At 68.1% G+C, this 20,694-nt stretch carries 17 protein-coding genes; 6 read left to right on the plus strand and 11 right to left on the minus strand.

Features of this window, described 5'->3' with window-relative positions:
- The first annotated feature begins 85 nt into the window (after window positions 1-85).
- The 3 genes from OHA70_RS32555 to OHA70_RS32565 all read left to right on the plus strand — a co-directional run bounded on the left by OHA70_RS32555 (window position 86) and on the right by OHA70_RS32565 (window position 8,323).
- Window positions 86-7,165, plus strand: coding sequence for a hypothetical protein (locus OHA70_RS32555; RefSeq protein ID WP_328324159.1), 7,080 nt, complete (start codon window positions 86-88; stop codon window positions 7,163-7,165).
- Window positions 7,166-7,231: 66 nt separating this feature from the next.
- Window positions 7,232-7,762, plus strand: coding sequence for a hypothetical protein (locus tag OHA70_RS32560; protein WP_328324160.1), 531 nt, complete (start codon window positions 7,232-7,234; stop codon window positions 7,760-7,762).
- Window positions 7,763-7,765: 3 nt separating this feature from the next.
- Window positions 7,766-8,323: a hypothetical protein gene (locus tag OHA70_RS32565; RefSeq protein ID WP_328324162.1), complete on the plus strand. Its 558-nt coding sequence runs from the start codon at window positions 7,766-7,768 to the stop codon at window positions 8,321-8,323.
- Here the strand turns inward: OHA70_RS32565 and OHA70_RS32570 are convergent.
- The 9 genes from OHA70_RS32570 to OHA70_RS32610 all read right to left on the minus strand — a co-directional run bounded on the left by OHA70_RS32570 (window position 8,320) and on the right by OHA70_RS32610 (window position 15,581).
- Window positions 8,320-8,961: an acVLRF1 family peptidyl-tRNA hydrolase gene (locus OHA70_RS32570; protein WP_328324164.1), complete on the minus strand. Its 642-nt coding sequence runs from the start codon at window positions 8,959-8,961 to the stop codon at window positions 8,320-8,322. The genes OHA70_RS32565 and OHA70_RS32570 overlap by 4 nt on opposite strands.
- 75 nt (window positions 8,962-9,036) lie before the next feature.
- Entirely contained in the window at window positions 9,037-9,420 is a 384-nt protein-coding gene (locus OHA70_RS32575) for a metal-sulfur cluster assembly factor (RefSeq protein ID WP_328324166.1), read from the minus strand.
- The gene (gene sufU / locus OHA70_RS32580; protein ID WP_328324169.1) at window positions 9,413-9,871 is read right to left on the minus strand and encodes a Fe-S cluster assembly sulfur transfer protein SufU; all 459 of its coding nucleotides are present in this window, start codon (window positions 9,869-9,871) and stop codon (window positions 9,413-9,415) included. The genes OHA70_RS32575 and sufU overlap by 8 nt, the downstream gene beginning before the upstream one ends.
- Before the next feature lies 1 nt (window position 9,872).
- Window positions 9,873-11,129, minus strand: coding sequence for a cysteine desulfurase (locus tag OHA70_RS32585; RefSeq protein ID WP_328324171.1), 1,257 nt, complete (start codon window positions 11,127-11,129; stop codon window positions 9,873-9,875).
- Window positions 11,126-11,890 carry a Fe-S cluster assembly ATPase SufC gene (sufC, locus tag OHA70_RS32590; protein WP_328324174.1) on the minus strand — a complete coding sequence of 255 codons (765 nt, stop codon included), beginning with the start codon at window positions 11,888-11,890 and terminating at the stop codon, window positions 11,126-11,128. The genes OHA70_RS32585 and sufC overlap by 4 nt, the downstream gene beginning before the upstream one ends.
- A gap of 25 nt (window positions 11,891-11,915) precedes the next feature.
- Window positions 11,916-12,251 carry a non-heme iron oxygenase ferredoxin subunit gene (locus tag OHA70_RS32595; RefSeq protein ID WP_328324176.1) on the minus strand — a complete coding sequence of 112 codons (336 nt, stop codon included), beginning with the start codon at window positions 12,249-12,251 and terminating at the stop codon, window positions 11,916-11,918.
- Window positions 12,252-12,253: 2 nt separating this feature from the next.
- Window positions 12,254-13,444: a Fe-S cluster assembly protein SufD gene (gene sufD, locus OHA70_RS32600; RefSeq protein WP_328324177.1), complete on the minus strand. Its 1,191-nt coding sequence runs from the start codon at window positions 13,442-13,444 to the stop codon at window positions 12,254-12,256.
- The gene (sufB, locus tag OHA70_RS32605; RefSeq protein WP_328324179.1) at window positions 13,444-14,856 is read right to left on the minus strand and encodes a Fe-S cluster assembly protein SufB; all 1,413 of its coding nucleotides are present in this window, start codon (window positions 14,854-14,856) and stop codon (window positions 13,444-13,446) included. The genes sufD and sufB overlap by 1 nt, the downstream gene beginning before the upstream one ends.
- The gene (locus tag OHA70_RS32610; RefSeq protein WP_442913850.1) at window positions 14,853-15,581 is read right to left on the minus strand and encodes a helix-turn-helix transcriptional regulator; all 729 of its coding nucleotides are present in this window, start codon (window positions 15,579-15,581) and stop codon (window positions 14,853-14,855) included. The genes sufB and OHA70_RS32610 overlap by 4 nt, the downstream gene beginning before the upstream one ends.
- Before the next feature lie 127 nt (window positions 15,582-15,708).
- Between OHA70_RS32610 and OHA70_RS32615 the strand changes: the two genes are divergently transcribed.
- The 3 genes from OHA70_RS32615 to OHA70_RS32625 all read left to right on the plus strand — a co-directional run bounded on the left by OHA70_RS32615 (window position 15,709) and on the right by OHA70_RS32625 (window position 18,260).
- Window positions 15,709-16,428, plus strand: a complete 720-nt coding sequence (locus OHA70_RS32615) for an ABC transporter ATP-binding protein (RefSeq protein WP_328324181.1) — start codon at window positions 15,709-15,711, stop codon at window positions 16,426-16,428.
- Between the two features lie 103 nt (window positions 16,429-16,531).
- The gene (locus OHA70_RS32620; RefSeq protein ID WP_328324183.1) at window positions 16,532-17,308 is read left to right on the plus strand and encodes an ABC transporter permease; all 777 of its coding nucleotides are present in this window, start codon (window positions 16,532-16,534) and stop codon (window positions 17,306-17,308) included.
- Window positions 17,309-17,333: 25 nt separating this feature from the next.
- Window positions 17,334-18,260, plus strand: a complete 927-nt coding sequence (locus tag OHA70_RS32625) for a COX15/CtaA family protein (protein WP_328324185.1) — start codon at window positions 17,334-17,336, stop codon at window positions 18,258-18,260.
- A 3-nt stretch (window positions 18,261-18,263) separates the two neighbouring features.
- Here the strand turns inward: OHA70_RS32625 and OHA70_RS32630 are convergent, their stop codons facing one another.
- Both OHA70_RS32630 and OHA70_RS32635 read right to left on the minus strand, forming a co-directional pair.
- The gene (locus OHA70_RS32630) at window positions 18,264-19,310 is read right to left on the minus strand and encodes a ScyD/ScyE family protein (RefSeq protein WP_328324187.1); all 1,047 of its coding nucleotides are present in this window, start codon (window positions 19,308-19,310) and stop codon (window positions 18,264-18,266) included.
- Between the two features lie 346 nt (window positions 19,311-19,656).
- Window positions 19,657-20,628 carry a heme o synthase gene (locus OHA70_RS32635; protein WP_442913851.1) on the minus strand — a complete coding sequence of 324 codons (972 nt, stop codon included), beginning with the start codon at window positions 20,626-20,628 and terminating at the stop codon, window positions 19,657-19,659.
- Window positions 20,629-20,694 lie beyond the last annotated feature (66 nt).

Here is a 20,694-nt window from a genome sequence, read left to right on the forward strand (position 1 = left end):
GAAATCTTTTACCGGTTGCCGGGTGGAACCCAGGAGGTTACTTTGCGGTCACACTCACGTCACCGACGACGAAGGAGCGGGCTGGATGACCATCGCGGCGCAGGGCGATCCGGCCCACGGCACCCCGGCACAGGGTGACCTCGCCGCTGCCCGCGCTCGCCACGCTCTCGGCCTTGCCTTCGGCGTGGTCGCGCCCTCCGGCGTCCGGCTGCGCGACGGCAGCTTCCGGCTCGATGCCCACGAAGCCTTGCCGTCCGAGGTCGTCGATGCTCTGGACGGTCGGCTCAGCCGCCGGGCGGCTGACCGGGCGAGCGACGAGCGGTTGCTCGCCGAGTCGGTCGCCCTGGTGGGTGCCGAGGTCGCCCGCAACCGCGACCTCGAGCCCGCGGACGGCGCGATCGCCGCACTCGATCGCCTTTTGCACGTACCCGGTCTCGAGCAGGTCCGTCGCGACGAGGCCGACGCGATGCTGCGGATCGTCCTGGAGAGCGCCGCGCCGCGCTCCGAAGCCGCCGCAGCACGACTGGCCGCCCTGCCCGACCAATCTCAACCGGCCAGGCCGACAGAACTCGTTGCGGCCACACGTCAGATCCGCCGCGATGCCTACCTGCTGAACCACCAAGCAACCCCGGGACCAGCCGGTACTGCGCTGCCGATCGCGCAGCAGCAGCTGCAGCAAGGTGGACGGCATCGCGCCCAGCCCGGCTCGAGACACCGCGGGGTGGCCAACGCCCGGACCACGACCCCCGAGGTGCGCGGCTCCGGACTCGTCACCGGAATCGGCGGCAGGCCCGCCCTCGACCCGAATCTCGATGAGCGTGCAGCACTCGCGGCTCTGCAGCAGCTCGGCCGCGCAGAGCTCGGCGGCATGATCACGAGCCGGCCGTTCATCGATCCCCAGGCCCAACTCGCCGTACTGCAGACAACGACGAGCGACGCGCCTCAACACGTCCGGGTCGAGGTCCTGCCCACCGCGCGCGGTCAGGTCGCCGAGGGCCGACTCCGCTCGGGCACAGCCAACGATCCCCACGTACTACGGATCTCGCCGCGCCTGTCCGATGACCAGCTGGCCCAGGTCTGGGTCCACCAGCTCAGCCAGCTGACCCACGAGCTCCACGCGGCCAACACGCGGCGCCCGGCCGGTGTGCTCAGCAAGCTGCGCTCGGCCTTCGGACGCGAGAAACGCGATCGCAGCCTGAACGCCGACTACGCGTCGTACCAGTTCCTCAACAGTTCCTGGCAGCAGGCGAGGAACCGGCAGGATCCGCAGCGCACCGCCGTGCTGGAACGAGATCTCGATGCCCTCGCGACCTCGATCCGCCACAAGGGTGGTGTTTCGCCGGTACTCCCCTGGGCTGCCGACGCGATCCACGTCCGCGGGGCGTCAGCGGCAGGGACGGCGGCGGCGCTCGCAGTACGGACCGAAGCGGCCGCGCTGGCGCCGTACACGCCTGCTGCTCTGCAGCTGAAGGTCGACACTGCGGTCACCGGTCTGGAGTCGGAAGTCCAGGAGCTGCAGAAGCTGGCTGACGCGAAGACGGCTAGCTCCGCCGCGGCCGCCGAGGAAGCCCGGGACTTGTCGGCCAAGGTCGTTGCTGAGGGCAAGTTCAAGGACAACGGCCGGCACGAACGCGCGCGCGTCCTGGACGTCGAGGCCGCGGGCGCCGTCCGGAAGGCCAACCGGCACACCGAAATCGCCGGAGGTTACGAGGCGGCCGTCGCGGCGGCCGAGCAGGCGTTGAGCAGTCAGCGCGATCTCCTGGCCGAGCTCAACGCCGTCCTTGCCGATCCGAGTCGTCCCCAGGCAGCACTCGCCACGCTGGCGCAGAACGCCGTGGAGAAGACCACTGCGTACCAGGTCGCGTCGGATGCAGCTCTGCCGGTCAAGGACGTCCTCAATACCGGAGTACCGGACGGGGAGCTGCCAGCAGTCCCCGTCAGCGAGATCAACCAGGTACTGGCCGCGCACGGTATCTCTGCCCGGCTCAGTGACGGTGGCACCCCGCTGCCGGTGCCCACGGCGGCGTACCGGCGATTGGTGACGGACGAAGGGATCGAGTTCACGGTCGGCGGGAACGCTGACTCCGACGTGAGCGAACTGGCGCAGGTCCGGTTCCGCCTGAAGCCGCGGGACGTGCGCGAGAACCTCGACCGGGACTACGACCTGGCCGAGCAGATGACCGGCACGATCGGCGACGGCGGACAGAGCATTACCACCACGGCCAACCACTCCACCGGCGTCAACTTCGGCGTCTCCGCGCAGCCGTTCATGGCGATGGCACCACAGGGAAGCACCGTCCACACGCTGTCCCAATTCGCTGCTCCGCGGGTCGATGTGTCCTCCGGTCACGGACTCAGCGAGTCGAGCGGATCGACTGCGCACGAGAAGGAAGGCTCGGTCGACGACGACCGGGGCGAGTCGCTGCAGGTCGGCTGGACCGGCGAGTGGGAGATCGAGGTCCGCGCGTCGGCGACCGAGCCCTGGTCGGCACCGGCCGCCTTCGACGCCGGCCCGCAACTGACCTGGGTGTCCGCGGCGTACACGGTGAAGCCCGCGACCGAGACCGTCACGCTTGCCGAGCTCGGCCGGGCCGACGAGGTCAGCAAGGACTTCCCTCGCCACACGGTCACTCACATCGATGGCATGACCTCCATCCGGGACCGGCTCGTCGCGGGCGGCCGTGAACGCTTCGGCAAGATCGATCGGGTCGCCTACGGCCAGATCGACGGCCTGCTTACCCAGAACGTTTCGCGGCTGCTGCGCCAGACCAGCAGACCAGGTGGATACGGCCATCAGATCGTCAGCGCGGGCGAGGCGGCGTACCACGTCCAGCTCGAGGTCGAGCCGATCTGGAGTACGGCGAAGCTCAGCGGTGAGGCCAGCTACGACCTGTGGCAAGAGCGGGTCGAGGTCGACTTCAACGGCGTCAGCGCGAGCCAGAACTCCGATACCTCGGCCTCGGTCTCCGTCGGTGTCGGCGGCACTTTCAAGGACGTCGGCTCGACGACAGCCGACGTCGGCCCGAGTGTGTCGGCCGGGCGCAACGTCTCGCGGCAGGGCGGGCTGAGCGTCAGCGCGACCTCGATCACTCCGGTGGTCCACCGCAACCAGGGACCGACCCAGGGCGTAGTGGTCGGCTTCCGGGTCAGGGCCACGTTGCGCGACCTCGGCAATCCCAAGGCCGATCCGGTCGTCATCACGGACTTCTGCGACGCCAGGCTCCGAGTCCCCGAGAACGACCTCCTCCGGGCCGGCGGCCGGGTCGACAAGAACGCCGTACTGCTCAAGCCCGACGGCACAGTCCGCCTCGATCAGCACAACCGGGTACTGCTCCGCGGCGACCCCGAGCCGCCGACCGAGGAGCAGACGCTGCCACCCATCATCGGGAACGGCGCTGAGAAGCTGCACGGCGCCGGGCAGGCGCTCGTCCAGAACGTCACCGGCGATCGCGTCGCGCTGGAGCAGACCCTGCGCAAGCTCAGCCGTGACGGCTTGGTCCCCCCGCTCGACCACAACCTCCAGCCGGTCTTCGACGACCTGCCGGAGGATCGACGGCTGCGCAGCGGGCAGCTGATCAACTACGACCGAGTCATCCAGACCATCGCGTCCGAACGCCTGGAAGCCGGCTACAACCAGGCTGCGCAGAGCGGCATCCCGATGGTCCTGATCGACCAGCGGACCGGGCACGAGCCGCGGTACCGAACATTCCGGGTCGCTGTCCGACAGGACTTCGACGACGTCACCGGCGAGGGCACGAGTACGACGGACAACGTCGTCCGGCTCGGTATCGCCTCCGACGCGAACAGCCGGTCCGGCGGCCGGTCCAAGGGCGTGCCGCTCTCACTCGGAGCGAGCGTGAGCGACGGTCCGGGTGCTGGGGTCCGTGGCTGGGCCGGACGGCTCGGCGTGAAGCTCAGCCGGAGCGCGGTCGGCCGGAGCTTCAGCTGGTCGGCGGGCCGCCGGGTCAACCGGGTGTCGCTGACCGAGACCACCGCGCCGGTCGACATCCTGCGCGTCGGCCACGACATCGTGGTTACCGAGGTCACGCCGAACGGCGACACCGATCCTCTGGTCAGCGCGCCCGGCAGCGCCCGGATCTTCGTCGACAGCGCCTTGTCGCGAGCGGGTGAGCCGGTCCGTGGGCCCCAGCCCAAGGCGCCGAGCATGGCCGCGGTCAAGCAGTCGATGCCGGTTCACGTCGACGCGGGCAACCCGGTCGACCGGATCACCTCGGCCGTCGACGGGATCGAGCTGGGCTCCAACACGTACCTCGAACTGCACGCGATGCTCGGGCCGGACAGCCTGGTCGCGCACAAGGAGTGGATGAACGGGGAGTACCGGCTCCCGCTGACGATCGTCCCGCCGGCCGGCAATCCCGTCGACGCCGTCCGGCAGAGCACGATTCTGCCGCGCGGCTATAGCGTGGTGGTCCGGGGCGAGGCCGTCGACCGTGCCTTTGTCGCCGTCACCCAGCAGAACTCCGGCGACATCAACCTCACCATGAAGGACACCGGCTTCACGTCTGGCCGGTCCTCGTCGGGCGGGGTCGGGGTCGACGGCGGCGGTGGTCCGGTTCAGGCCGATGCGTCGTCGTTCGCGGGCAGCCTCAATGCCGGGCGTACCGGTGGTACGGCGCAGTCCACCAGCAACAGCCAGACCATGGGCGAAGAAGGCCTGCTGATCAACGTCGGCACGCACCACCAGTTCCTCGACCGGTACAAGCTGTCCGCGGACGTGATCGATGCCGACGGCAACGTCGTACAGTCCGTGCCGCTGCAGGACGCGAAGGTGCAGACGACGACGCCGGAGCGGCGGGCCCTGCGCCTGTACGGGCGTGGTGAACTCGATCTGCCGCTGGAGGTCGTCACCGACGCGGCCGAGCGATACCTGGGCGGCCAGCTCAAGATCAGTCCGCGCGACGCCAGCGCCTTCGTCCGTCGCTACAAGAAGGAGAAGGCCGGGATCACCACCGGTCTCGCGGCCGAGCACACCGACGAACGGCTGGCCGAGCGGCTTCTTGCTCAGAGCAAGGAGTCCCAGGCGACGCCGGCAGCCCCGGTCCAGCGGATCGATGACGTGATCGTCGAGATCGAGCAGGCCGCCGATCAGCCTCGCGTGATGAGCCTGCCACCGCAGTACGACGTCGGTCTCGCGTCGGCGCAGATCGAGGACATCAGCCCGATCGGTCAGCCAGGCGGACACGTCGACCTGCTCACCCCGGCGCTGCAGCAGGTGGAGGAGCTCGCGCCCGGACTGATGGCGACCAACCCGATGCTGCGCACTGCCCTCGCGATCGATCTCGGTACGGACGGCTGGCAGGGGCATCTGGGCGACATGTACGGCGTCCGCGGGTTCGTGACCGAGGTCGAAGTACCGGTCCCGGGTCAGCCTCAGCCTGACCTCATCGTCGTCCAGGTCAAAGCGCAGTACGACGGTCCGCCGATGGTCGACGGGACGCCGGACATCCCCGACGTGGACGCGATCGGGCTCAAGCAGAACTACGACTATGTCGGGCAGGACCAATCCGTCTCGCACACCACGACGTACGCGGCCGGAGCTGAGCTGAAGGGCTCGACCGACACGTCGTTGTCCGGGGGCGTCGGCACCGACCGCAGCCGGAACGTCACGGCGAAGCACGGGACCCAGAAGACCCACATCGACCGGACGGGACACTTCAAGCAGGCCGAGGTTCAGCGGGACGCCGCCTTCGACATCCAGGTGTCGCGGGTCCGCAATGCCGGCGCGGCGACGATGGCAGGTGTGCGCTGGCGCCTCAACCGCACGCTGCCGGCCGAGCAGACGACTCATGCGACGCCGGCCAGGGTCAACGCCCGGATGACGCAACTGGTGCCGCGGGAGTTGCTCAAGGAGGCCACTCCGAACGTTCCTGCTCAGCCTGTGCTGCCCGACCATCGCTCGTTCCGGATCCCGGAGGGCGCTAGTGCGGAGGCGATGGTCCCGTACGGTCCGGGTGAGCCCGCGACCGATCAGCTCCACGCGCAGGTCAGGGGCTATCTGGCCGCTCACAAGGACGTCGGCGAGGCGGCAATGCGGGAGTACGACGTCGCGCTGGCGGGCGAGCTCTCGCCGACCTCCCTGCGGTCCGCTCTGAAGCGCCTCACCAGCGACGAAGGCCTCGAACTGACGGCAATCGCCGGACGGGGCAACTCCGGTACAAAGTTCGTCGTTGTGGTGAAGGCCAGGCCGGTGGGCTGGACACTCCAGGACACGCCGATCCCCGGCGGTCAGAGCGGCCAGGTGTGGCGCGACATGGAGAGCAACGGGATCACCACGACCGGCAACAGACTCATGCCGGTCACGGCAACCGGTGGCGCGAGCGGCGGACCGGTCAACGTCGGCGGCTCGGTCGGTGAGCAGCTCAAGGAGCAGTCGTCCGACTCGCAGGGGACGCGACTGGAGACGAGCCGCTTCCACGAAGGGGCCCTCGGCACCGTCGAGGCGCCGATGGTCTACAGCGTCACGGTCCATGAGGTGTCCGATCGCGGCAACAACTCTTTGAAGGTCAAGCACTCGGAGCGACTGCCCGAGACGTCCAAGGCCGTGTACTACCTGAAGATGCTGCAACACGAGTACCTCGACGGGTTGCGGCAGCTCGAGTCGGGCCGGCGAGCCGCTCCCCCGTTGGAGGCCGCGGCACCCAAGGCCGCGAAGCCTGAGCTGCGCGCGACGGAGTACGTGATCGATGCCGCAGGCAACAGAACGCACCACCCCTACCAGCCGATGGTGGCCGCGTTGAGCAAGGCGGTGAACGAGAAGCGGACGGTCAGTCTGAGGGTCGAGGAAGCGGATGGCGTACGGCAGTACGAGGCTTTCAAGGACGGGACGATGACCGAGATCGGTGACGACAGTGGTTATGCCGAGGCCTTCGCCGAGCTGCATCCGTCCGTGGCGCTGATGTGTGAGGGGCGGGTTCCGTTGCGGGAGCTGTACAACGCCACGCCTCGCTCGGAGTCGTTCAACGCCAAGGTGGCCTCGGAGCTCGTGGAGAAGGGCGTACCGCTGTCCATGCTGAAGGGGCTCGACCATTCGGCGACCGTCCGGCAGTTGCCCGCGGCATCGGGACAGGGCGAGCGGCAGCCGACCGGAGGGGCCGCATCCGCCAGGACGATCACGAGCCACGGGCCGTCGTTGGCTGGTTCCTGACACGGTGCGGCTGTTGCCTGGCCAGCGGGCATGATGGTCCGGTCACCTACGACGAGAGGGATTCCGATGGCGTTCGCGGTCGCCCGCACGAGGGATGAGGCGTATCTCTATCTCGAGCTGCAGCCCTGCCCGGATTGCGGCTCGGTCGAGGCGCCTTGGGAGCACGCGCTGATCGAGGTCGACGGCGAACTGACGATCAGCTATGCCGCGGTCTGTCCTGGGTGTGAGGCTTCGCGGGAGTACCTGTTCGGGCTGCCGGCTCGGGAGACCGCGCCCGGTTCGTGGCCGACCTTTGGCGGCAGTGAGCCTTCGGAGTTGCTGGACGCCGGGCAATGGATGGCAGTGGCCGATCAGGCTGCGGGCAATGTGCCGGTGGAGCCGGGCGACGCGCGGGTCGCGTTGTCGATCGCGCGGGCGGCGGTCGGGGAAGTGATCAAATTCGTGCCGGCTGGGCGGGACGTAGTACCGGCGGAGGAGTTCTGGACGCCGGAAGGTCGCCGGGTATTCGACGCCGAACCGGGTAGGTTCCGGCTGGACCGGTTGCTGGTGGTCCACGACACGTATTCCGAACTCGTACGGGAAACAGGAGCGAACTAACCGATGCTGACCGCAAGGACGCTGGCCGAGGCGCAGGTCTACGTGAGCTTGACGACCGTGATCGACGAGTCGCTGCCGGCCGTCCAGCCCGCACCGATCGAACCAGGCGTGAACTCCGTCGAGGGTTCGGATGCGTGGACGTTGACCACGACGGCCGGTGAGATCGCCGTGCCGTACGCCTCCGAGCAGGCGGCCAGGACGGTCGGCTCACGCTTCGGCCTCGGCGTCTCGTCGCTCGTCGATGCCGTTCAGTGGGTACTGGTCGCGGAGGCGTACGCGCGCCGCGCACAGCTGGCCGACCTCGCCTACACAGGCGAGCCGGATCAGGACCGGTACGCCGTCGAGCTCAACTGGGAGTTCGCCGCCGACGCGACCGGCGAGGCGCTGAAGTTCCTCCCCGAGGGCGCCGAGAACGTGCCCGAGTCAGGCGTCTGGTCCGACCTCGGCACCCAGACCTGGGCCCAGAACCCCCAGATGCTCACCCGCAGCAAACTCGTCGACGACCTCCAGCACTACCGAGGCACCCTCGACGACTTCCGCGCTCTCTACGGCCCCGCCTAACCTCGGCCGGGTCGGTCGGCGTCCGGTGGGTCGGTCAGCTCGATCCTGATGGCGCGGGCATCAACACCGGCCTGCTCCAGTACCTTCTGCTTCGGATCAGCCACGCCGAGAAACGGCGGCCGCACCAACGGCCGGAGTCCCTTCAACCGCAGGTCCTCCAGCACGGTGTCGATCGCCTTGCGGTCTCCCCCACACACCAGCACCTCGAGCTTGGCCGGCGCGAGGATCCGTACCGCGACCTCGGTAGCCGCATTGAACGCCTCACGCGCCTGGTTGTCCCGCCGCCGCGCAAACCGCTGCTGCGACCACCCACCCGCCTTGGTCGTGCCCTGGACATGCCGAGACCCAACCTTGGAGTCCACCAACTTCCCCCCGTCGAACACCCCCGCGCCGTAGCCTCCCCGGCGTACCAGCAAGAGCCCCAGCCGACGGTCCTTCAACACATGAGCGACCAGCCCCGCAGGCGTCAGCTCTTCGAGCGGCCCGAACGGTACGTCGATCCCGGCCCGCGACCCGTCCTCGGCCGTCGCGCTCAGCCGGTCCGGCGTCACGGCGTACTCGGTCGCCCCGTGCCGCTCGGTGAATCCGTCCAGCCAGCGCTCGAGCCGCTCGGGTCCGATGGAGACGATTCGGGTCACCTGCTGACGCTAACCCATCCGGACATGCGAAAGCCCGGGCCACCTGACCCGGGCTGGCGCAGCACTACTGGTTTGTCAGACGTTGAAGCCGAGGGCGCGCAGTTGGTCCCGGCCGTCGTCGGTGATCTTCTCCGGGCCCCACGGCGGCATCCAGACCCAGTTGATCCGGAAGTCGTTGACCAGGCCGTCGAGCGACATCCGGGTCTGGTCCTCGATCACGTCGGTCAGCGGGCAGGCCGCGGACGTCAGCGTCATGTCGATGATGGCCGTGTTGCTGTCGTCCACGGTCACGCCGTAGATCAGGCCGAGGTCGACGACGTTGATCCCGAGCTCGGGGTCGACGACGTCCTTCAGCGCCTCGGTGACGTCCTCGACGGCAACCGTCGAGCCAGCCGGCTTGTTGGCGGCCTCGAGGTCGACCTCGGGCAGCTCGATCTTCTCGTCGGTCTGGTCAGACATTGGTTGCTCCTTCTTTCTTCGCGAGTGCCTGAGCGGTCGCGTCGCGCCAGGCCGACCAGCCCAGCAACGCGCACTTCACCCGGGCCGGGAACTGCGCGACACCCGCGAAGGCGACGCCGTCTTCCAGAACCTCTTCGTCCGGTTCGACATTCCCCCGGCCCTGCATCAGTTCCAGGAACTTCTCGTACGTCGCCATGCCCTCGGCGACCGGCTTGCCGATCACCAGGTCGCTCATCACCGAGGTCGCGGCCTGGCTGATCGAGCAGCCGACGCTGTTGTGCGTCACACCGGTGACCGTGTCCCCATCAAGCTCGACGCGCAGCGTGACCTCGTCCCCGCAGGACGGGTTCACGTGGTGCACCTCCACGTCGTACGGGTCCGACAGCCCCGCGTGGTGCGGGCTGCGGTAATGATCGAGGATGATCTCTTGGTACAAGCTGTCGAGCTGCATATCAGTCCACCTTGAAGAATGACCGGACGAAGCCGAGGCCGTCGACGAGCGCGTCGATCTCCCCGGGAGTCGTGTACAGGTAGAAAGACGCTCTGGTCGACGATTGCATTCCGAACCGCTCGTGCACCGGACGCGCACAGTGGTGCCCGGCCCGTACTGCGATGCCGCGGGTGTCCAGCACCGTCGACACATCGTGCGGGTGCACACCGTCCAGCTCGAAGCTGATCGCTCCACCGCGGTCGGCGATGTCGGTCGGCCCGAGGATCTTCAGCCCCGGAACCGTCTGCAACCCCTCCAGCGCGTACGCCGTGATGGCCTGCTCGTGAGCCGCCACCTTCTCCATCCCGATGCCGGCCAGGTAGTCCAGCGCCGCACCGAGTCCAACCGCCTGCGCGATCGGCGGCGTACCGGCCTCAAAGCGAGCCGGCGGCGGGGCGTAGGTCGAGCCGGTCATCCGGACGACCTCGATCATCTCGCCACCACCGAGAAACGGCGGCAGGGACGCGAGGAGGTCGTACCGGCCCCAGAGCACGCCGATACCGGTCGGCCCGACGGCCTTGTGGCCGGTGAAGACGAGCAGGTCAGCGCCAAGCGTGGACACGTCGACCGGGAACTGCGGTACTGCCTGCGAGGCGTCGACGACAACAGTCGCACCCACCGTGTGCGCCTTCGCGGCGATCTCGGTGATCGGGTTGATCGTGCCGAGCGCGTTCGAGACCCAGGTCAGCGAGACGACCTTGGTGTGCTCGTTGATCAGTTCCTCGATGTTGCTGAGGTCCAGCCGGCCCTCGTCGGTGACGCCGAACCAGCGCAGCGTCGCGCCGGTCCGCTCACAGGCGAGCTGCCACGGGACGATGTTGCTGTGGTGCTCCATCTCGGTGATGAGCACCTCGTCCCCGGGCTTCAGCGACGCGCCGAGCGTGTGCGCGGCCAGGTTGAGCGCCTCGGAGGCGTTCTTGGTGAAGACGATCTCGTCCCGGTTGGCCGCGCCGATGAAGGCCGCCACCTTGTCCCGGCCACCCTCGTACGCCGCGGTTGCCTCGGCACCCAGCTGGTGCATCGCGCGGGCGACGTTGGCGTTGTGGACCAGGTAGTGATCCTCGATCGCCTTCACGACCTGGCGAGGCTTCTGCGACGAGTTCGCCGAGTCGAGGTAGACCAGCGGATATCCGCCTGCCAACTCACGAGACAGGATGGGGAAGTCCGCCCGGACCGTTTGCAGGTCCAGCGGACTGCTGAAGGTCCGGGCGTCCGTCATGCCTTGGCGCCGGTCTTCAGGAAGCGCTCGTAGCCGTTTGCCTCGAGCTCGTCGGCGAGCTCGGGGCCACCCTCTTCGGCGACCTTGCCGTCGACGAACACGTGCACGAAGTCCGGCGTGATGTAGCGCAGGATCCGGGTGTAGTGGGTGATCAGCAGAACGCCCTTGTCACCCTTCTCCGCGAACCGGTTGACGCCGGTGGAGACGATCTTCAGCGCGTCGATGTCGAGGCCGGAGTCGGTCTCGTCGAGGATCGCGATCTTCGGGTCGAGCAGCTCGAGCTGAACGATCTCGTGCCGCTTCTTCTCACCACCGGAGAAGCCCTCGTTCACGTTCCGGGTGCCGAAGTCGGGGTCCATGTCCAGGTCGGCGAGCGCCTTGTTGACGTCCTTGACCCAGGTCCGCAGCTTCGGCGCCTCGCCGTCGATCGCGGTCTTGGCGGTGCGCAGGAAGTTCGACACCGACACACCCGGTACCTCGACCGGGTACTGCATGGCCAGGAACAGGCCGGCCCGGGCCCGCTCGTCGACGGCCATGTCGAGCACGTCCTCGCCGTCCAGCGTCACGGTGCCGCTGGTGACGTTGTACTTCGGGTGGCCGGCGATCGAGTACGCCAGCGTGGACTTGCCGGAACCGTTCGGGCCCATGATCGCGTGCGTCTGACCACCGGCGATGGTCAGGTCGACGCCGCGCAGGATCTCCTTCGGGCCGTTCTCGGTGTCGACCGACACGTGCAGGTCGCGGATCTCGAGTGTCGCCATGAGGGTTTCTATCTCCGTCTTTTTACTAGGAAGCCTGGTTCAGGGGGTTTTTGACATCGACCAGCAGATCGTCGCCGTCGACGCGGACCGGGTAGACCGGGACCGGGTCGTAGGCCGGCAGGCTGAGCGGCTCGCCGGTCTTCAGACTGAAGCGCGAGCCGTGCAGCCAGCACTCGATCTCGCAGTTGCCGACGTCACCCTCGGACAGCTGGATCTGCGCGTGCGAGCACTCGTCGCGGACGGCGAAGTACTGGCCCTCGCTCTTCACGACGGCCACCTCCACCCCGCCGACCTCGGTGGCGACGACCCCTTCGTCGGGGACGTCGGCCACCGCGCACGCGCGTTCGAACGAATCGCTCATGCTCAGGCCTTGGCCGCCGCGCTCAGCTCAGCCGCCCGGGACAGCTTCTGCTCGATCACGTCGTGCAGGTGCTCGGTCACCTCGGGCACGCCGATCCGGCCGATGATGTCGTTGAAGAAGCCGGACACCACCAGTCGCCGGGCCTCGTCCTCGGGGATGCCGCGGGCCTGCAGGTAGAACAGCTGCTCGTCGTCGAACCGGCCGGTCGCCGAGGCGTGCCCGGCGCCCTCGATCTCGCCGGTCTCGATCTCCAGGTTCGGCACCGAGTCGGCGCGGGCGCCGTCGGTGAGCACCAGGTTCCGGTTCAGCTCGAAGGTGTTGGTGCCCTCGGCCGCGGCCCGGATCAGCACGTCGCCGATCCACACCGAGCGGGCCCGGTCACCGGCCAGCGCGCCCTTGTAGAGCACGTTGGACTTGCAGTTGATCGCCTCGTGGTCGACGAACAGCCGGTTCTCGTGGTGCTGGTCGGTCTCGGCGAAGTACACGCCGAGGAGTTCGGCGTCGCCACCCGGGCCGGCGTACCGGACGTTGGTGGAGAGCCGGACAATCTTGCCGCCGAGGGTGACCGCGACGTGGTTGAGCTTGGCGTCGCGGCCGATCACGGCGTCGTGCTGACCGATGTGGATCGACTCGTTGTCGCCCTGCTGGATCGAGACGACCCGCAGCTCGGCGCCGTCGCCGACGACGATCTCGACGTTGCCGGCGTACTCGCCGCTACCGGTGTGGTCGATGATCACGGTCGCCCGGCTGTGCCGGCCGGCCTCGATCACCAGGTGACCGAAGCCGCGGCCGCCGAGGCTGGCGACGTTCACGTGCACCGGCTCGGAGAGCTCGGCTTCCACCGGGATGCGCACGGCGTGCGCCTCGCCGGCCTGGTTCCAGGCGACGGCGGCGATCCGGTCCTGCGGGGTGAGCGCCTTGACGGCGTCCGCGGCGATGCCTTCGAGGACGACGCCCTCGGGGCCGTGTCCCTCGATCTTCGGGGTCTCGGTGCCGGCCTCGTCGGCGAACAGCGCCTTCAGGGCCTTGACCGGGGTGAAGCGCCACTCCTCTTCACGGCCGTTCGGCACCGGGAAGTCGGCCACATCGTACGACGTGGTCCGCTCGCTCCGGGCCTGCAACGGCACCGGCGAACCCGGTCCGTGGGAGTGCGCCTGGTTACCGGTCGCAACCAGGGTTTCGGTGGCTGACATCAGCCGACGGCCCCTTCCATCTGCAGCTCGATCAGTCGGTTCAGTTCCAGCGCGTACTCCATCGGGAGCTCGCGGGCGATCGGCTCGATGAAGCCGCGGACGATCATCGCCATCGCCTCGTCCTCGGCCATGCCCCGGCTCATCAGGTAGAAGAGCTGGTCATCGCTGACCTTGGAGACGGTCGCCTCGTGCCCCATCGCCACGTCGTCCTCGCGGACGTCGACGTACGGGTAGGTGTCGGAGCGGCTGATCGTGTCGATCAGCAGCGCGTCACAGCGCACCGTGGACTTGCTGTGGTGGGCGCCCGGCGCGACCTCGACCAGACCGCGGTACGACGTCCGGCCACCGCCGCGGGCGACCGACTTCGAGATGATCGAGCTGGACGTGTACGGCGCGTTGTGGACCATCTTCGAGCCGGCGTCCTGGTGCTGGCCCTCGCCGGCGAACGCGATCGACAGCGTCTCGCCCTTGGCGTGCTCGCCCATCAGGTACACGGCCGGGTACTTCATCGTCACCTTGGAGCCGATGTTGCCGTCGATCCACTCCATCGTCGCGCCCTCTTCGCAGGTGGCGCGCTTGGTGACCAGGTTGTAGACGTTGTTCGACCAGTTCTGGATCGTCGTGTAGCGGCAGCGAGCGCCCTTCTTCACGATGATCTCGACGACCGCGGAGTGCAGCGAGTCCGACTTGTAGATCGGCGCCGTGCAGCCCTCGACGTAGTGAACGTAGGCGTCCTCGTCGACGATGATCAGGGTCCGCTCGAACTGGCCCATGTTCTCGGTGTTGATCCGGAAGTAGGCCTGCAGCGGGATGTCCACCTTGACGCCCTTGGGCACGTAGATGAACGAGCCGCCGGACCAGACCGCCGTGTTCAGCGCGGCGAACTTGTTGTCGCCGACCGGGATGACGGAGCCGAAGTACTCCTGGAACAGCTCCGGGTGCTCGCGCAGGCCGGTGTCGGTGTCCATGAAGATGACGCCCTGCGCCTCCAGGTCCTCGCGGATCTGGTGGTAGACGACCTCGGACTCGTACTGCGCGGCGACGCCGGCCACCAGGCGCTGCTTCTCCGCCTCGGGGATGCCGAGCCGGTCGTAGGTGTTCTTGATGTCCTCGGGCAGCTCTTCCCAGCTGGTGGCCTGCTTCTCCGTCGAGCGGACGAAGTACTTGATGTTGTCGAAGTCGATCCCGGACAGATCGGCGCCCCACGACGGCATCGGCTTGCGGTCGAAGAGCTTCAGGCCCTTCATCCGCAGGTCCAGCATCCACTCCGGCTCGTTCTTCAGCGTGGAGATGCCCCGCACCACATCGGCGCTGAGGCCGCGCTTGGCGATGGATCCGGCAGCGTCACTGTCGGACCAGCCGAACTTGTACGTGCCGAGCCCTTCGAGCTCGGGGTGAGCGGTTTGCGTCATCGAGTGGTCCTCGCAGATTCGCTGTCGGATACAGGGGAAACCGATGCCGGGGCACCGGGAATGTGCGTTGTGCAGACACCGTCGCCGTGGGCGATGGTGGCCAGTCGCTGGACGTGCCGGCCGAGGAGTCTCGAGAACACCTCGGTCTCGGCCTCGCACAGCTGGGGGAACTGCTCGGCCACATGGGCGACCGGGCAGTGGTGCTGGCAGAGCTGCTCGCCGGCACCGGCTTGCTGGGTTGAAGCGGCATACCCGTCCGCGGTGAGCGCCTTGGCCAGGGTCTGCGCCTTGTCACTGTCCGGAGCCGCCGCCAGGAGCTCCCGGTACCGCACCTCCACCTCGGCCACCCGTTGCCGGGCGAACTGTACGACGGCCTCGTCGCCACCGGACTCCGCGATGAAGCGGAGGGCGGTCGCGGCCAGGTCGTCGTAGGCCTGGTGGAAGTCGTGCCGGCCGGTGTCGGTCAGCACGAAGACCTTGGCGGGACGGCCACGGCCACGGGGGCCGTAGACGCGCTCCTCACGGCTCTCGACCAGGCCCGCTTCGAGCAGGTGGTCGAGGTGCCGGCGGACCGCCGCCGGGGTCAGTTCGAGTCGCTCGGCCAGCACCGCGGCGCTGGACGGCCCGTTGGTCAGGATGGAGCGGGCGACCCGGTCCCGGGTGGACTCGTCCCGCGCGACAGCGGTGCCCACAGGGGCCGTGCTGGTCTGCGCGGAAGTTTTCACAACATCAGTGTCACCTAATTGCCGGAGCCCTTCAAATAAGGTTGCCCTAACCGGTTCACGGCTCCGCGCCTGCCACTTGGGGTGACCGTGAGCAGGGTCACGTCAAGGCGTTGACTAGTCTGCCCTTGTGCCAGTCGCAGTGGAGATCGACAACCTCGTCGTCCGGTACGGCGAGAAAGCCGCAGTCGACGGCCTCAGTCTCACCGTAACCGGCGGAACAGTGACGTCCGTGCTCGGCCCTAACGGAGCCGGCAAGACGACGACCGTGGAGAGCTGCGAAGGCTTCCGCCGGCCCGACTCGGGTCAGGTCCGGGTGCTCGGGCTCGACCCGATCGCCGACCACGACGAGTTGATGCCCCGGATCGGGGTGATGCTGCAGGAGGGTGGCGCCTGGTCGGGCGTTCGCGCCATGGAGATGCTCCGGTACGTCGCTTCGCTGCATTCCTACCCGCTGGAGTTGCCGGCCCTGGTCGAGCGACTCGACCTGGGTACCTGTGGGCGTACGCCGTACCGGCGGCTGTCCGGTGGGCAGAAGCAGCGGCTGTCGCTGGCGATGGCGATCGTCGGGCGGCCGGAGATCGTCTTCCTCGACGAGCCGACGACCGGGCTGGACCCGCACGGGCGCCGGGAGATCTGGCAGCTGATCCGGGATCTGCGCGACGACGGCGTCACCGTAGTGCTGACCACCCATGCAATGGACGAGGCGGAGCAGCTGTCCGACCAGGTGCACGTGGTGTCGGCCGGCAAGGTGATCGCCTCCGGCAGCCCCGATGTGTTGACCGAGCATGGGTCCAAGTCGCTTGAAGATGTCTATTTGGCGCTGACGGCTCGGGAGCGCACCAAGTGAATGTTGCTGTGCTTTTGGCCTCGCCTTCGGCTCGGCGGGTCATGGGGCTGAACTCCCGGTCTTCCCTCGTCGCTTCGCTCCTCAGTCCAGACCGGGAGGCCCCATGACCACGTATGCACCTCATCCGCGGAGTGCTCCCTGGCCTCGCAAGGTCTACTCGCATGCGGTGATGGAGTTTCGGTTGCTGCTGCGGAACGGGGAGCAGTTGCTGCTTGCTCTGGTGATCCCGCTGGGGCTGCTGCTGCTTTTGGGCGGTACTGGGCTGGGCGACCGGCTTCCGCTCGGGGACGGGCCGGCGGTGGATCTGGCAGTACCGCGGGTGCTGGCGCTGGCCGTGTTGTCGACGTCGTTCACGTCACTGGCCATCGCTACCGGGTTTGAGCGGCGGTACGGGGTCATCAAGCGACTGGGCGCCTCTCCCCTGTCCCGGACCGGTCTGCTGGCCGGGAAGATCGGGTCGGTGCTCGCGATCCAGGTGATCCAGCTGGCCGTCCTGATCGGCGCTGGGTTCGCCCTGGGCTGGAAGCCGGTCGGTGGGGCTACTGCGGTGTTCGGCGTACTACTGATGGTGCTGTGCGGTACTGCGGCCTTTGCGTCACTCGGGTTGCTGATGGCCGGAGTACTGCGGGCCGAGGCGACACTGGCCGCGGCGAACCTGCTGTACCTGCTGCTGCTGGTGGGTGGCGCGATCATGACGCCGGTCGAGGAGTACCCCGACAGCATGCAGGGCGTAGTACGGCTACTGCCGAGTGCTGCACTGGCCAACGGGCTGGCGAACTCCACCCTGGAAGGTGTTGTGCCGTGGGCCGCCGCACTGTCCCTGGCGCTCTGGGCGGGCGTGCTGGGTTACCTGGTGTCCCGGACCTTCCGATGGGACTGAGAAGGCCCTTCTCTAGAGTGTGCCGGTGACCACGGACGCCCCCACCCACCCGACCGAGCCCGTCAACGGATTCTGGCGGTTGGTGCCAGAGCCGAGCCTGGACGTCGTCCGCCGCTGGGGCTGGACCTCGGTGATCGTCAACATCGGCATCGTGGTGACCGGTGGACTGGTCCGGTTGACCGGCTCAGGGCTGGGCTGCCCGACCTGGCCGTCGTGCACCGACGAGTCGTACGTGCCGCACAGCGCGCTCGGGTACCACGGCGCGATCGAGTTCGGGAACCGGATGCTCGGGTTCGTGGTCGCGGCGGTCGCGATCTGCACCTGGCTCGTCGTGATGCGGTACCGGCCCCGGCGTACCGACCTGCGTCGCCTCGCCACGGCGGCCGCGCTGGGGGTCCCACTGCAGGCCGTGATCGGTGGGATCAGCGTGCTCACCGGGCTGAACCCGTGGATCGTCTCGGCGCACTTCCTGGTCTCGCCGATCATCATCACGCTGACGGTGGCGATGATGCGGCGATCCCGCACCAGCCCTTATCCGCACACTCCCCCGGTGGTCCGAGCACTCGCAACCGCTTCTGTGGTGTGCGTCTGGCTGACCGTTGCCCTCGGCACCGTTGTCACCGGCGCGGGGCCGCACTCGGGCGATCCGGAGACCGGCCGGAACGGCTTCGATCCGGAGATCATCAGCCAGCTGCACTCCGACAGTGTGTTCGCCTTGCTGGGGGTCTCGATCGCGCTGGTGATCGCCACCCGCGTGACGGCGACCTCCCGCACCCTGCGCAAGCTCGCTGCCTGGTTGCTGGCTGTGGAGCTGCTACAGGGTGCGGTCGGCTTCACTCAGTACTTCACCGGCCTGCCGTGGGGTCTGGTACTGGTCCACATGTTCATGGCCGGCCTGCTGATCGCTCTGGTCACCGCGGTGTACGGCGAACGCGGAACGCCTGCTACCTAACTTCTACTTGACCCGGTAGACCGCGCCCGGCCCGAAGAGCGGCGACGAGACGAAGACGTCGCCCCACTTGTTGATCGCGGCGCCGGCCGGAAGGACCAGCTTGCCCTTGGCAAGTTCCTTCTTGTAGCCGGCCTTGTGGTGGCGGCCCTGGTACTGCAGGTACAGCGAGCCGATCACCGGTTCGGTGCTCGGTCCTTCGGCTGCGAGCCAGGTGGCCTTGGCCAGTTCGACGACCGCGATCGTGCCGTGCGGTCCGCCCGCCAGGTCGACGATCGAGGTGTAGCCGTCGGCGTACCGCTGGCAGTTGCCCTTGTTCGGCTTGTACGGGTCGCAGACCGCGCCCACTGAGCCCGGCTTGATCCGCCAGATCTCGGAGGTTCCGGCCGTTGCGGGGAAGCCGCGCAGCTCGCCCACGTAGTAGTAGCCGTCGGATCCGACCGTCACCGAGGTGGCGACAGCCTCTGCCGGCATCAGCTGACCACCGAACTCAGCCGGTGCCTTGACGACGCGCGGCTTGAGCCGTGCCACCGTCTTGATCTTCCCGTTCGGCCAGACGCGCAGCAGGTCGTTGCCCGCCGCATCGGAGACCAGGACCGTCCCGTCGCGCAGAGCGGCCACGCCGAATGGGTTCGACTCCGTCGGCTCGTCGGCCAGGTTGTACGGGTCGGGGTCTTGAGCCTGGTACTTCGCGATGTCGGCCACCTTGAGCGGCGCCTTACCCGGCCGCAGCCTGAACAAGGTCGCGCTACCTGGCGGGAGCGGCTGCCCTGGCTCGCCACCGGCGCCCGTCAGCGCATACGTCCGGCCCCACCGATCCGTGTCGATCGCCGGCGGGAACCCACCCGGAACCGTCCCGAGCTTCCTGATCCGCTTGTTGATCCCGTAGCCCCACGCCTCGTACACCGAGCCGTCGCCCACGCTGTAAACGACCTTCGTCCCGTTGACCGCCACACCCCGCGGCCCATCCAGCCCAGTCACCACCGGCTTCAGATTGCTCTGCCCAGTACCGTCAGCCTGCCCGGCCACCAGCACCGTACCGACCAACGCCACCACCGAAACCGCTGCTATTCGTACTGTTCTCCCTCGCACTACTGCCCCCTACATTCCCCGTCCCCCCAGCGTGGAGCCGCCCCCCACGGACTCTCCATGGCAACACCGCATCCCCTGCAGGTCAACGGGAAAGCACACCGCCACCACCCGAGCACCGAGGGCAAATAGGCCGACCAGGCAACCACCGTTGCCCAATCGGGCACCTCGTCCACGGTGGGCGCATTGCCGGCCACCGCTTCAGCCGATCGACTGGCGGGTTTTGGTGCCACTGGCGTGATGCTTCAGGCCAGTCGCCCGACAACCTGCCAGTGACCGGGCAGCGGCGGGCGCGTGGGCGTACGTAGTACTAGCGGAGCAGCGGGTCGATGGCTGCGGCTATGAAGAGGAGGGCGAGGTAGATGTTGGAGAAGTGGAACAGGCGCATCGGGCGGAGGGCTGGTCCGTCGGCGCCGGTGTTGGCTCGGGCCAGGAGGGCGAAGGCTTCGCGGAGGAAGACGACGCCGAGGGCAACTGCTGCCAGCGGGTAGACCCAGCCCGTACCGCCGACCGGCCAGAGAGCGATCGAGGTGATCACCATGACGATCGAGTAGAAGAGGATCTGCCGGGCCGTCTGCACAGCTGTGGCGACTACCGGGAGCATCGGGACGTCTACCGACGCATAGTCCTCGCGGTAGCGCATCGCCAGCGCCCAGGTGTGCGGCGGCGTCCAGAAGAAGACGACACCGAACAGCACCACCGGCGTCCAAGCAAGCGAACCGGTGACGGACGTCCAGCCGATCAGGGTCGGGAAGCATCCCGCGATCCCGCCCCAGACGATGTTCTGGACGGTCCGCCGCTTCAGCAGCATCGTGTAGCCGAAGACGTAGAACGCGTTCGCCGCCAGCGCGAGCAGCGAGGACAGCCAGTTGACGAGCAGGCCGAGCTCGATCGTCGCCAGGATGCCCAGGACGATGCCGAAGACCGTCGCCGAGCGCGGGCTGACCGCGTGCCGGGGCAGCGGGCGGCGGCGGGTACGGCGCATCTGCTCGTCGATGTCGCGGTCGAGCACGCAGTTGATCGTGTTCGCGCTACCGGCGGCCAGGATGCCACCGACCAGGGTGGCGGCGACGACGCCCAGCCCGGGGACTCCCCCGGCGGCCAGGAACATCACCGGCACGGTGGTGATCAGCAGCAACTCGATGATGCGCGGCTTGGTCAGACCGACGTACGCCTTGATCACGTCGCGTACCGACGGACCGGGCACCTCAAGGGTTGGGTCCAACGGAAGCGGCGCCGGGTACGACGTCGTCGCGGCTGGACGCGGGTCGACGGCCGTCACGAACACCTCGAACTGAGTGGGTTGACGCCGGGAACCGGCGCTGACGGTTCGACAGTCTACGACGGC

The organism is Kribbella sp. NBC_00382 (assembly GCF_036067295.1).
Taxonomy (GTDB): domain Bacteria; phylum Actinomycetota; class Actinomycetes; order Propionibacteriales; family Kribbellaceae; genus Kribbella.